Annotated in this window: 12 protein-coding genes; 2 read left to right on the top strand and 10 right to left on the bottom strand. The window is 51.2% G+C overall.

The window, feature by feature from the left end; all coding sequences use genetic code 11:
* Positions 1 to 9: 9 nt before the first annotated feature.
* The 5 genes from NSQ46_RS14495 to NSQ46_RS14475 all read right to left on the bottom strand — a co-directional run bounded on the left by NSQ46_RS14495 (position 10) and on the right by NSQ46_RS14475 (position 5,385).
* A complete protein-coding gene (locus NSQ46_RS14495; RefSeq protein WP_028405117.1) occupies positions 10 to 939 on the bottom strand; it encodes an NAD(P)-binding domain-containing protein in 930 nt (309 codons plus the stop codon).
* Between the two features lie 124 nt (positions 940 to 1,063).
* Positions 1,064 to 1,927, bottom strand: a complete 864-nt coding sequence (locus NSQ46_RS14490; RefSeq protein WP_007128232.1) for an NAD(P)-dependent oxidoreductase — start codon at positions 1,925 to 1,927, stop codon at positions 1,064 to 1,066.
* 263 nt (positions 1,928 to 2,190) lie between these two features.
* Positions 2,191 to 2,766 (bottom strand): TetR/AcrR family transcriptional regulator, encoded by a 576-nt coding sequence (locus NSQ46_RS14485; RefSeq protein ID WP_034273151.1) that lies wholly within the window; start codon positions 2,764 to 2,766, stop codon positions 2,191 to 2,193.
* A gap of 75 nt (positions 2,767 to 2,841) precedes the next feature.
* Complete coding sequence (locus NSQ46_RS14480) at positions 2,842 to 3,834, bottom strand: formylglycine-generating enzyme family protein (protein ID WP_342576904.1); 993 nt, start codon at positions 3,832 to 3,834, stop codon at positions 2,842 to 2,844.
* Positions 3,835 to 3,924: 90 nt separating this feature from the next.
* Positions 3,925 to 5,385: a sulfatase gene (locus tag NSQ46_RS14475; RefSeq protein ID WP_342576995.1), complete on the bottom strand. Its 1,461-nt coding sequence runs from the start codon at positions 5,383 to 5,385 to the stop codon at positions 3,925 to 3,927.
* Between the two features lie 250 nt (positions 5,386 to 5,635).
* Between NSQ46_RS14475 and NSQ46_RS14470 the strand changes: the two genes are divergently transcribed.
* Positions 5,636 to 6,418, top strand: coding sequence for an AraC family transcriptional regulator (locus NSQ46_RS14470; RefSeq protein ID WP_341341934.1), 783 nt, complete (start codon positions 5,636 to 5,638; stop codon positions 6,416 to 6,418).
* A gap of 64 nt (positions 6,419 to 6,482) precedes the next feature.
* Positions 6,483 to 6,590, top strand: a complete 108-nt coding sequence (locus tag NSQ46_RS14465) for a YjcZ family sporulation protein (RefSeq protein ID WP_232239309.1) — start codon at positions 6,483 to 6,485, stop codon at positions 6,588 to 6,590.
* Positions 6,591 to 6,748: 158 nt separating this feature from the next.
* Here the strand turns inward: NSQ46_RS14465 and NSQ46_RS14460 are convergent, their stop codons facing one another.
* The 5 genes from NSQ46_RS14460 to NSQ46_RS14440 all read right to left on the bottom strand — a co-directional run bounded on the left by NSQ46_RS14460 (position 6,749) and on the right by NSQ46_RS14440 (position 12,951).
* A complete protein-coding gene (locus NSQ46_RS14460) occupies positions 6,749 to 7,876 on the bottom strand; it encodes a GntR family transcriptional regulator (RefSeq protein WP_007128237.1) in 1,128 nt (375 codons plus the stop codon).
* Positions 7,877 to 8,059: 183 nt separating this feature from the next.
* Positions 8,060 to 9,652: an extracellular solute-binding protein gene (locus NSQ46_RS14455; protein ID WP_341341933.1), complete on the bottom strand. Its 1,593-nt coding sequence runs from the start codon at positions 9,650 to 9,652 to the stop codon at positions 8,060 to 8,062.
* 74 nt (positions 9,653 to 9,726) lie between these two features.
* The gene (locus NSQ46_RS14450) at positions 9,727 to 10,623 is read right to left on the bottom strand and encodes a carbohydrate ABC transporter permease (RefSeq protein ID WP_007128239.1); all 897 of its coding nucleotides are present in this window, start codon (positions 10,621 to 10,623) and stop codon (positions 9,727 to 9,729) included.
* A gap of 40 nt (positions 10,624 to 10,663) precedes the next feature.
* Positions 10,664 to 11,623 (bottom strand): ABC transporter permease subunit, encoded by a 960-nt coding sequence (locus NSQ46_RS14445; RefSeq protein WP_341341932.1) that lies wholly within the window; start codon positions 11,621 to 11,623, stop codon positions 10,664 to 10,666.
* A 278-nt stretch (positions 11,624 to 11,901) separates the two neighbouring features.
* The gene (locus tag NSQ46_RS14440) at positions 11,902 to 12,951 is read right to left on the bottom strand and encodes a 2,3-butanediol dehydrogenase (protein ID WP_341341931.1); all 1,050 of its coding nucleotides are present in this window, start codon (positions 12,949 to 12,951) and stop codon (positions 11,902 to 11,904) included.
* Positions 12,952 to 13,158: the final 207 nt, after the last annotated feature.

Below are 13,158 nucleotides of genomic sequence, written 5' to 3'. Positions count from 1 at the left end.
CGGATTTATTCAGGCCGATGGAGCGGGCTTCTTGAATACTTCGATCAGACTGGTGAAGCTATTCCCCGCTTGACCATTAGCCACACCTCGCTTGAACACCTCTAAGACAGCTGCGGGAAGGGATGCGTCGATGCCGGCATCCTTGCTCGTATGTACAATGTGATCGACACTCGCCACGCCCATGCCGAGCCGGTCTACATCCCCTGGATGCTCGCCAGCATCGATCCGAGGCGTATAGAACTCGATGAACATCGGCAGTGATTTCATCGTCTCAATGGCATATGGGCGGATCTGCTCAGCCGTGAGGCCATTCGCGCCAGCAAGAGAAAGGGCATGCAAATAACTGAGCATAGAGGTCCAGAACATATCCATCTGAATCTGATAGTACAGCGCTGCAAGCCCCGGATCCTCGCCCCGATAGTCGGCCCCCGTCAGGACCTCAAGCGTCTTTTTATGGGCATCAAAAACCTCTCTTGTACCGCTGTAGTATGTTGAGGATTCCGCTTTGCCGATACCCGATGGCGGGACCTGAACGCCGCCCGTTAGGTGGCGTGCTCCGCGCGCTTCGAGCCACTTCGCCGCCTCTCTTGCTTTTTCCGGAGTGTCTGAGCTCAGGTTGACGAAGACTTTACCGCTCAAGTCCCTTGCAGCCTGTTCTAGGATCGCGTACATCGCGTCATAATCCGTGAGGCTGAGGATAATTAAATCATTCGCAGCTATCGCCTCGTCAACACTAGACGCTTTAATGGCACCCTTAGCTGCTAAAGCGTCCGATTTGCCGGCAGTCCGGTTCCACACGGTTACCTCATAGCCCCGATCCAGGAATACGGCTGCCATCGCCTGGCCCATCGGGCCCAGACCAATTATGGTTACAGATGGACGGTTACGTTCCCCTGCTGACGTCGCTTCATGTCTTGAACGTCGATCATTTTGATTCATACAACATAGCCTCCTTAAATATACTAATCAAACAAAACAGTTTTGTTTCCACTTAGGCGAGTGTTCCCCTATTTTTGATCTCAACCCAGAGTGTTTCCACGCAAATTCAAACATTTCATTTCACTTAACGCAGCACTTTGACAAGCGCGCCAAGCTCTTCGTTTCCATATCCTGAATCCACAGCTTTTTGGAAGAGGCCCAGGGCGAATGTTGGAAACTCAGCGTTGATTCCGGCCTCCCGCGCTTGTTCCACGAACATTTTTACGGTTACCAAACAGGTGTTAAGTGAACTTTGCGGCTGATCAAACGTATTGGATTGAATCATATCCCCTTCGTATTTGATCATTTCTCCCATTGCTGGAGAGATCGCAGAGATCATGGACCCGAATTCATCTACGCGCAGGCCATCGGATTCAATGATGCGCGCCGCATGAAAGAATCCCATCATGGAACCGAATAGCGTAGACAGAAATGCCAGATCCGTTGTGGATGCTGCGCTGACCTTTTCTCCCAGGTAGGGAACGTTTCCAGCCAGACTCTTGAGCAGGGCCTCACTTTTCTCGTAAGCCGATTTCGAGCCTGATGTAAAAATTGTCGTGTCCGGTCTTCCAATTTGCGGTGGTGTGGCGGGGATGGCCCCATCCAGATAATCGGCTCCATGCTCCCGTGCCCATGCTGCATTATCTCTAGCCTCTTGGGGAGTCCCCGTGCTTAGCTGCACGAACACTCGGCCGGCGAGGGCTGCCGTAACCTCAGGTGTGTCCAACACGCTGTAAGAGATCTTGTAATTGGCTACACAGACGATCGTTACCGGACTGGAAGCTACAGCAGAAGCTGCATTGGGAGCTAGAATTGCCCCGTCCCTGACGAGAGTTTCTGCTCTTTCAACCGTCCGATTCCATACGGTAACGCGATGACCATTTCGGAGCAGCGCCTGTGCGAGGGCGGTACCCATTGGTCCTAAACCGATCACTGTTACATCACTCATATAAATTCCTCCAATTTTCCATTAGTGAGACGAAACTGTTTTGTTTCGTTTGAGAAAACAATACAACACGGTTCATAATCGTGTCAAGATATTTCTTCCATGTCTATGGGAAAGGGAAGATTCCATCCCAATGATGCAAGGCTTGATTGCTTATCCGAGCGATATCCTTTATCCACTTCAGCCCCGTTCGTTCATGTCCCTGTCAATTTAAGGCGCAAAAAAAAACCTAAAGCCGTTAACTCGCTTTAGGTTCGTGGTTAAATCTATTCGTTCGTTTGACCAAGATATAATTCAATCAAATGTGTAGATAACGCCTTAAGCTGTGCCGCAGGTCCCGAGAATCCATAAACCGAAACGGAGGACAACGCGCCGTTAATGACAAGCATTAGTTGATCTGTCAATGTATCGTCATTCACACCGGCCAACTGTGTCAAACGGGATAAACGCTGACGTATGGCACGATTGTACTCTACAGCAAGTAAATGGACTGGGTGATCTTCTTCGGAAAATTCAGCAAGAGCATTTAGAAAATGACAGCCTCGATGATAACCCGGCTCGAGCATCTCGATGGTCGCATCGATCAAAGCTAATAACTGCTCTTTAGGTTTCCCCTCTTTTTTGGCGATCACTTCATCAAAATGCTCCCAATTGATATGATCCTGTTCTTGAAGGTATGCCATGACTAAATCGTCCTTGGTCGGGAAATGACGATAAAGCGTGGCTTTGCTCACACCGGCTCGTTCAACAATGGTATCGATCCCAACGGAACGAATGCCTTCGCGGTAGAACGACTCTGATGCCACGTTAAGAATATGCTGGCGTGCTGAAGCGCGTACCATTTCCTTCACCTTGCCTTCTTTGTGCATACTAAACAAAACATTTCTGTTTCGATTCGAATTGTAGCATGTTTTCTATCATCGAGGCAAGGAATCTCTTACAACTCGGAAACCGCAATTGCCCGTCGAGCTGTCGGGCGTATTCCCGCTGCGGGCTGCCACGCGGTACCGGTTGCAATAGGATCTGTGACACAGGTACGAGCCCCCGCGCATAGACCTTCTTCCGGTTGGCTCTGCGTAGAACGGATTACTGGCTGATGTTTGTTGATGATAGGACGGGCTGAACCAATCGCCGCACCATTCCCACACATTGCCGGACACGTTATACAATCCGTAACCATTCGGTTTGTAGGCATCAACGGGCGCCGTCCCGATATACCCGTCGCTGGCGTTGTTTCTGATCGGAAATTTGCCCTGCCAAATATTGCACTGGTGTTCCCCATCCTGCTTCAGCAGATCGCCCCATGGATAGGTCCTGTCCTCTAACCCCCCGCGCGCGGCATATTCCCATTCCGCTTCCGTCGGGAGCCGCACGCCGGCCCACTCGCAATACGCCATGGCGTCATTCCACGAGACATGTACCACCGGATGGTCCATCCGGCCTTCGAGAGTCGAGTCTGCTCCCTCGGGTGCAGCCCAGTAAGCGCCTTCCACCACCAGCCACCAAGGCGCTTCTTGCGGAACCTGCGTCACTTTAGCTTTGGTCTCATCTGAGGCCAGCAGTTCAAATACGAACGACCATCCGAATTTCTCAGCTTCCGTTACATAACCGGTGTCCTCTACAAAGCGTTGATATTCCCTATTCGTTACGGCATACGGCGAAATTTCGAATCCGGAAACCGTAACGCTCCGCGCCGGCCCTTCACCGTCACTTGGGAAGCCTTCTTTCGAATTCGTGCCCATCATAAACGTCCCCTCAGGGATTGCTATCATGTCCGTATGAACATCCGCTTGAGACGGTTTATGGTCAAGGCTTTCACGCACCATGACAGGTTGATGTTCCTTCGGATCGGCTTCCGCAAGCTGAACGTTCGCTCTGGATCCCGTACAGCAAGAATGATGTTCTCCCACGCTCGATTCCTCCTAATCCTTGATACAGAGAACAGGACAACCATATTAGAGCGGTTATCCTGCATCCATTCACTGCTACATCGTTTTCTATTATACAAACTCCCGAGGATGACGTCGCATCAGCTCCGGTACCGCTTCTCCCCGGCCTGTATTCTTTAAGCGCTCAATATATCGCGGCAGATGACCTTTGGCATGGTAAGGTCCCCCCTCTTTCATGACCGTCCACAACGGATCCACGTCAAACGGCATCGTGGACATCATCTGATCATGCCACTCATTCAGTAGATAGACCGCTTCCCTGCAAAGCTCCGGTCGTTGAGACGCTTGGTTATGCTGTTCATGGACATCTTCGGAAATATGGAACAGCATCTCTTTGTCGAACAGGTGATAACCGTCGTGATACGTCCGAATGTAAAGCCATTCTCCAAAACGAACGCTTCGCTGACAAACATGGGCGCATTGAGATACCACCAGATACTCCCTGCCGCTCCCATTCCCGGTCCGCAGGCTCTCCGCGTAACTGATGCCGTCCCAGCTTGCAGCCGGAGCGACGTTCAGGTAGTCCGCCATCGTAGGCAGTAGATCCAGATGATAATGAAGCGCGGGGTCCGTAATTCCCTTCTTGATCCCAGGTCCCCGGATAATCATCGGAATGCGGCACGTTCCCTGATCCGCCGTACCATGTTCTCCATAAATCCCAAGCTCCCCCATGTTCTCGCCATGATCCGCAGTAATGATAATGACCAGATCATCCATGACTCCCTTATTCTCCAGCAATTCGAAGATTGCACCGATATGCTCGTCCATATGGCGAATGCCGCAATCGTAGCCGTCCACCATCATCCGCAAATCCTCCATCGACTTGATCTCCCCTGGATGTCGCGGATATTTGGGGGATACTTCACTATTATACATGTTAATTTCGTTTGCTCCATGCGGGCCGACCTTCTTCCGATGCTCCTGAAGCACCTCTTCCGTAATCCAAGCAGGCAGAGGATCATGCTCGAAGGGATTTCCCAGCGACTGGGGAGCACGATACGGTGTATGCGGATCCCAAAAATTCACGTATAGCATCCATTGGTCCTCATCCGCATGGCGCTCCAGCCAATCCAGAACGACTGGCGATACCTCTTCGGCAGACTCCATGCCGCTCTTACCGGTATTATAGATTTCATTGAAGCCCGCATAAAAGGTCCATGCCGAATGGCGTTCTCCGAACGGACTGATCAAGGCCGTCTTCATGCCGGCCCGGCGGAATATCGCGGGAAAGCTCTCCGTTACGAGCTTGTCGTGAAAGTCGCGGGCAATGCCTTCATGCCGCACGTCGGCAGCCGTGCCCCCATGACCGACGACGCCGTTATGTATGCCGAACTTGCCGGTCATTAATGCCGTTCTTGAAGGAAAACATGGCGCGTCCGAGGTATAGTAATTGTCAAAACGTACGCCTTCCGCAGCAATCCGGTCAATATTGGGCGATGTATTGCGATGATAACCGTAGCAGCCGAGATGATCCGGTCTGGTTGAATCCAAATCCAGCAGCAATACTCTCATATCCACATCGTTCCCTTCCTCTTCGTTATCCACTTCCGACTTGTTGAAGCTACAAATAAAATGGTCAATGTGTCGTTGCTTGAAATTATAGGCCGCGATGCATGCGGAGTCGATGTACATTTCGCTGGTTTGGTGTACGATTCCATTCCAATTTTCATACAAGAAGATCATAGAAGCGAACGAAATTCTACTCAAAGCAAGTATAAATATGCTAGGCTATAGGTATAAAATCACTGCGAGGTGCTCGAATGTGTTCCAATTGATGAGCGTGAATTTTGATGATTACATCCCAAATTGGCGGACACAGCTGGAGACGATTGCATACAACGTCCTTGTTGTAGTAAGAGCAGGCAAGGTAAGATACGAGATCAACGGAGAAGAAGTGATTGCGGAAAAAGAAGACGTGCTCTTTATCCCTCAGTCTACCAGAAGAAGCGGCGGCAATTGGAACGATACCCCGCATCAGAAGCATACGATTCTATTTACGCTGGATCGCCAAGAGCCAACTGGAATTCCATTTCTGGACGCAGGGCAATTCATGAAATTCAACCTTACGCATATTCAATATGCCTATCGCCGCTGCGAGCGATTATACGAGGAAATGCGGGGCGGCAAAAGCTACCGCACGATGATCTGTCGAGGCATCATGCAGGAGCTGATCGGGATGCTGGCCCGTGAGCTCGAAAAGACTGAGCTTGCGCCCAGCAAACGAAACTACGCGGATACCATCAAATCCTATCTGCTGGAGCATTATCGCGAATCGATAGAAATCGATGCATTGGCGAGATTAATCCATCGCTCTCCGGGCTATGCCGCGGCCCTTTTCAAAGAGGTGTATGGTCAATCTCCGATTCGATATATGCATCAGCTGCGGGTGCAGGAAGCCTGCAGCCTGCTGATTCACTCGGACATGAGCATCACACATATCGCAGACTATCTGGGTTATTACGACACTTCCTATTTTTATCGGATGTTTAAAAAACACACCGGTTTCTCGCCCTCAGACTATGTACAACAACACAACTTACTTTAAACCCAATCAAACATATCAACCTAAACATAGTATTAAGTATTCGGAGATGAGAGGAGGTTTCCTTGTGGGTGAAGTAAACGGATATGGCGGAGGCTACTCCATAGGAGCAATCCTGGTTCTCTTTATTCTTCTGGTTATCATTGCTAGCTCCTTTGGTTTTGGCATTGTTTAATAGGGAAACCTAAACTCACAGCATAGGCTCGGCAAGCACCAAGAACCCGCCGATCATTATCGCGCGGGTTCTTGGCATATACAAAGTTTAAGGTGTGGAAATATTGCCTGACTAATACATAGGATCGCGCGTGCTGAAAGAGATTTCCTTCATCCTCTCTAATCGGGGAGCCCGCTTCGCGGCGCAACAGCCGTTGTTCCTCGCTCAACCAGCTTGACCGGCACCAGGATTTTGCCCGAGGCTTGCTTGCCCATTTCCAGCCAGTTCACGATAATCTCGGCGGCCTGGCGTCCGATTTCATAAAAGTTTTGTTCAACCGTCGTCAGTGGTATGATGACATGCTCTGTGACCGGATTGTTGTCGAACCCAATAATCGAAATATCCTCCGGAATACGAATTCCTCTGTCCAGACAGAGATTCAGCAGGTTGGCGGCGATAAGATCATTCTCGGTCTGAACGGCCGTGATGCCCTCCGCACGGTAGGAATCAAGCAGCTCGTTATAGAATCGCTCCGCGCCGACTTGTTCCCGGTATCCCTTCATATTCAGCCAAATATATCGGCTGTCAAGAGGAATCCCGTGATCCTTAAGCGCCTGGCAATAACCGAAATACCTGTCCCGGACCGAGGAAGTAGATTCAATGCTTACAGCCGTCAGGAATGCGATTTTGCGGTGGCCGAGCTCGATGAGTCGGGATACCGCCTGGTACGAGCCGCTGTAGTTGTCTGATACGACCGCTCCGAGCGGAAGGCTGTCGAAATATTTATCAATGGTAATGATCGGATAGTCCTCCAGCGTAAGCCGGTGAAGGATATCATAATTCGTCTGATCGTTCCTGGGATACAGGATGATTGCCGCTATTCCTTTTCGCGTCAGCATTTCCAGCAGATCCCGCTCTTTCTGGGAGTCGTAATCGCTTTGATGAATGCTCAAGTAGTAGCCATTCGCATTCAGCCAGTCCGATGCGCCGCGAATGTACCCCATCGTGCCCCGGTCATCCTCCGAGGGCAGGATCAGGGAGATCATTTTTCCGGTGCCTTCCTCTCTTCCATCTTGCCCGCGGCTTCTGGGTTTGACGAAGCTCCCGCTTCCTTTAATCCGGTAGATCAAGCCTTCCCGCTCGAGCTCTTCGAGCGCTCTTCTTGTCGTAATGCGGCTCACGCCAAAGGCCGAGCTCAGCTCGGCCTCCGTGGGCAGCTGGGATTCGGGAGGGTAGCGGCCCGAAACAATTTGTGATTTCAGCTCGTCCATCATAACGCTGTACAGCGGTTTATTGTCTTTGGTCAACTTCGCTCTCATCCCATCTTTAACGTACTTGCACGTATCTCGCTTGTTACGCTAAATTATAGCGTTTCTAACATCGGCATGTAAACTCGCTGCACGGAAATCGCCCGCTGCCGTACGCCCATACCGGGCAAGCGATCGTTTACACAGCAGTCTCGGCAATCGCTCGTGAACAATGCCATAGGATCATTTGACGTTCAAATATCGTTCGTATTGCGTACGCTTGATTTCCAGGTACTCCTTGGCCCCCATCTTGTCGAGCGTCTTGACGTATCCGTCCCAATCGGTATCCAAGCTGGCCTTCCCCGTCACGAACTTGACCCTCATTTCCTGGATATATTTATTGATATCGGTCAAGATTGCGCTCGTCGTGTTCGCTTCCTCATCTGTAGGCACGAAATCCGGCCACAGCTCCTTCGGGGCGAATTCATCCAGCTCAGCCGGGTCCGCCTTAATCTCGTCGGCTACCGTTGTCCCTCTTGCAGACATCCGCAGCTCATCGTCCGGCTCCACATAAGGGTAATACGCACCGTACACATTGTCGACGTATTGGAACGCCCCGAGCTGCACGCCTCCCTTATAATTCAAGATGTCTTCCTTGTACCTCGGCTTGCCGTCTACGAGATCGTATGTTTCGCCCTCTAACCCGAAGGTGCCGAAGTTGATGCCCTCCTCGCCGTAGAAGTAATCGATCCATTTGATCGTTTCGACCGGATGCTTGTTTTTGTTCGTTATGATGAATCCGAATATGCCTTTGGCAGGCGGTCCGAGCGTGCCGGCAACCTTGTCTCCATTCGGTCCTTCCAGCGCGTTAATGCCAACGTACTGCTCGGCAGCCTCCTTGCCGATATATCCAGGGCCTTCCCATACGAAGGAGCCGATCTTTCCGCTCGCGCCGTCCGCCGACCATTTGGCGTAGTCGTAGCCGGTCGTGAAATTTTGCTGCGCAAGGGAGCCGTCTTTATACAAATCGCTCATATACCGCAGAAGCTCCCGGTACTTCGGATCGTTGAACGTCGTTTTCACCTGTCCATCGGCGTCCTTGTACAAATATTGGCCGAACGCCTTGGCGCCGCCTTCTCCCATGCCGTAGCTGCCTGCGAGGAAGCTTTCCAGGAAGGTCCAATACTGCGTCTCAAGGACCCAGCCCAGGCGGGAATCATCCTTCTCTCTTACCTTCTTCAGCGCCTCGCGGAGCTCTGCGGTCGTCTTCGGAACGTCAAGTCCGGCTTCATCCAGCCAGGATTTATTGATATATAACCGGACGGAATTAAATGCCTTCGAGAAGTCGACATAGGGCAGCGCGTAGATGTGTCCGTCGGACATCGTGATCGCTCCCTTGATGTCCGGATTCTCGTTCAGCAGCTTTCGCAAATTAGGTGCATGCTCCTCGATCAATTCCTCAAGGGGTATGAACAATCCCTGTTTGCCGTATTTCATCAGCTCGTCCGTTCCGAAGGCGATGCGATAAAATGCATCGGGAAGATCGTTGGAGCCGAGCATGACGTTTTTCCGCTCCGTTACGGCTGCGCCGGCAAGTTCCTCGAACTCGACCTTAATGCCGGAGATCTCCTCGTATTTTTGCCACATCCACAGCTGATCGGCCGGAGGATGAACATCCGTATAACCGCGCTTCACGATATGCAGTGTAATGCTTCCCGGATCCCCTTCGGTATCGGAAGGCTCCGGAGAAGCTTCGCTCCCGGACCCGCCGCAGGCGGACAGGAGCAAAGAGAATGTCAGGGTCAAGGCAAGCAGAAATTGAAGTCTTTTTCTCATATCAACAATCCCCTCTTTCCATCTTTATGAGGTCCAAGCCAAGAAATCGGGCGGTTCCTGCTTGAATCCCCGTGTTATCCCTTGATCGCTCCCACCATGATGCCTTTCTCGAAAAAACGCGACAGCAGCGGATACAACAGAAGCAGCGGCAGTGCGGACAGGACGACAATCGCATACTTCAGCCCTTCCTTCACCATCATCTGGTCCGCATACTCAGCCCCGACCGATATGCCGGCCATCTCCTTGAAATCGTTCTGCACGAGAATTTCCCGCAAAATAAGCTGCAGCGGAAACTTCTCCCGATCCGTTAAGTAGATCATCGCATCGAAGTAAGAGTTCCAATGGCCGACGCCGTAGAACAGAAGCATGACGGCAATGATGGGCATGGACAGCGGGAGCACGATTTTGTACAGCATCTGAAAATCGCCGCAGCCGTCCACATAGGCGCTTTCTTCAAGCTCGATCGGAATCCGCGTCTGGAAATAGGTGCGCATGATGATCATGTTGTAGGCGCTGATCGCCCCCGGCAGCACAAGCGCCCATACCGTGTTCAGCAGCCCAAGCTGCTTATTGACCAAATACAGAGGAATCAGACCACCGCCAAAAAACATCGTAAACGCAAACAGCATCGTAAACAGACCTTTACCGTAAAACCGTTTGCGGGACAGCGGATAGGCGGCGAGCACCGTCATGATCAGGTTGATGGCAGTTCCCAGGAAGGCATACAGGATGGTGTTCAGGTACCCGCGCCATATTTCGCCGTTCTCAAACACCTTGGCATACGAATCGAGATTGAAGCCGGCCGGATATAACAGCAGCGGCTTGTCCCAGATTTGACGCGGATCGGAGAATGAAGCAAACAGCACGAACACGAGCGGATACAGAATGATGACGGTGACCAAGACGGCGAGCACCAGAATGACGATATCCGCGATTTTCTCGCCAGGCGTTCGTTTGATGTTCAGCAGCACGACATAGGTTCCCTCCTTAACATACAGTCGGCATTCTTCCCTACCATAAGCTGGTTTCCCCGGCCTTGCGGGCTGCCGCATTGACGATAATCAGGATCATGAAGTTTATGACGTTGTTGAACAGGCCGACTGCCGCGGAGAAGCTGTACTGGGTGTTAATCAGCCCGCTTTTGTACATATAAGTCGAAATAACCTCAGAGGTTTCCAGGTTCATCGGGTTTTGCATCAGCAGGACTTTCTCGAAGCCGACGCTCATAATGCTTCCGGCGCTCAAAATCGATAAGATGACAATGGTCGGCAGGATTCCGGGAATCGTAATATGCCAGATGCGGCGGAACTTGCTGGCACCGTCCATGTAAGCCGCCTCGTATAAATCCGGGGATATGCCGGATATCGTAGCGCTGTAGATAAGTGACGACCAGCCGATTCCCTGCCACACGCCGGACCAAACATACAAATGCCAAAAGTTAGATGGTTCGGCTAAAAAATCGACGGGTTCTTTCCCGAGAGAAACCAGAATGGAATTGAAAACGCCGTTCGTCGGCGAGATGAAAAAGAACAGGATACCGACTGCGACCACGACGGAGATGAAGTGAGGAGCGTAGGAGATGGTCTGGGCGAATGAGCGGAATTTGCGGCTCCGCAGTTCATTGAAGAGCAGCGCCAAGAGAACAGGTGCCGGGATGCCGACGAGCAGTCCATACAGGCTGATGCCGATCGTATTTTTCAGAATTGTCCAAAAGTAATACGCATCAAACAGCCGCTCGAAGTGCTCCAAGCCGACCCATGGGCTGTTCCAAATGCCTAGTCCGGGCATAAAATCCTTAAACGCGATTTGAACGCCGTACATCGGCCAGTAGTGCCAGATCAAGAAGTAAAGTACCGCCGGAGAAATAATGAGATACAGTCCGACATTTCGCTTCAGCTGCTTTTTGACATGCTTCCATTTGCTCGGCCTCTGTACGGGCTGTGCGGATGCCGAGGATAGGCGAGCGTCCATTTGTGGCCATGACCTCCTTCTTGAAAAAGGTAAACGCGGCGGAGATGTTTGTCAGCGTAAGAAACACAGATGTTCATCTCCTGAATTCAGCAATTCATCATCCCCTTCCTATATTTGTTATGATATGTTGTTATGTAATTTCATAGTTGTTATAACACATTCTAGGTTCGATTCCCTGGATCGTCAAGATCTAATCATTTAAAAGATTGGGAGAAATGAAAAAAAGACCGCGTTGTTAAGCGGTCTTTCTGTTATCGTATTACCTCGCGAGCCTTGAATTAATGGGCACTGACGAGAATCTTTACCTGGTTCTTTTCCTTGAGCAGCGCCTCAAATCCATGCTCCACCACTTCATTTAGCTTAATCTTCTGCGTAACGAGCTTCTCTGCCGGGAAGAAGCCTTTCTCCATCAGGCTGATCACGGCCGGGAACACGTCACGATAGCCGATAATGCCGGTGATGCTCCGTTCTTTCATAACAATATCGTTCGGAATGATCGGCGCAGTGGTTTCGAAAATGCTGACGATCATAATCTGCCCGCCGATCTTCGTGGAATGGATTGCCTGAGTGAGAACGGGAGGAACGCCGGTCACTTCGAAAGCGACCTCGACACCCCCGCCGGTGCGCTGCTTCAGCTCCTCGACGACATCGCAGGCTTTCGGATCAATCACGATCGCCCCTAACTCCGTCGCCTTCTGTTTCCGTTCCTCGGACAGCTCTACGGCGTAGATATCCGAAGCGCCTGCAGCCTTCAGCGCCTCGATGACAAGCAGTCCGATCGGCCCGGCACCAAACACGACGGCGCGATCGCCGGCTTTCAGCTGGCTCTGGCGTACTGCGTACAAGGCAACGGCCGACGGCTCAACCAATGCCCCCTGCTCATACGAAACACTGTCGGGAATTTTGTGCACCATATGCTCATCCGCTGCGACGAACTCGGAGAATCCGCCTCCGCCGCCGGCCAGGCCCAGGAAGCCCATTTTTTCGCACAAATTGTATTTACCTTGACGGCATGCCTCGCAAGTCCCGCAGGAAAAAACAGGTTCTACGACGACGCGGTCGCCGGCTTTAAAGCGAGTTACTCCCTCCCCGACTTCAACCACTTGGCCCGAAAATTCATGGCCCATAACGACCGGTGCCTGTTCTCCGGTAAGCGCATGCGGGGTTGATTCAGGTATAAAAATCGGTCCGGCTACGTATTCGTGGAGGTCGCTTCCGCAAATACCGCACCATTCCACCTTGATTTTCACTTTACCTTTCGTTGCTTGAGGCTCCTCAATGTTCTCGAGCCGCAGATCCTTCACACCATGCCAGCGCAGTGCTTGCATCGTCTTCATCTCCTTATGAGTTCGAAAATAAAAGAATGAAATAGGAAACGTTTCCGAAATCAAATATGTCATAGTTTCGCTATTCTGTCAAATCTTCTTCCTTGAATTGTGAAAGGTGATATAGCATGTCAAGGCTCTTTGTCTGTAGCATGCCATAAATCGCAGTTTCCCGGTATTCCAATGGATCTCAATTACCGCCGACAATCG

The sequence above is a fragment of the Paenibacillus sp. FSL M8-0142 genome (assembly GCF_038597315.1).
GTDB lineage: Bacteria > Bacillota > Bacilli > Paenibacillales > Paenibacillaceae > Paenibacillus_AQ > Paenibacillus_AQ lactis.
The sequence above is the reverse complement of the archived record's forward strand: the minus strand, read 5'-3'. Positions and strand labels throughout refer to the sequence as shown.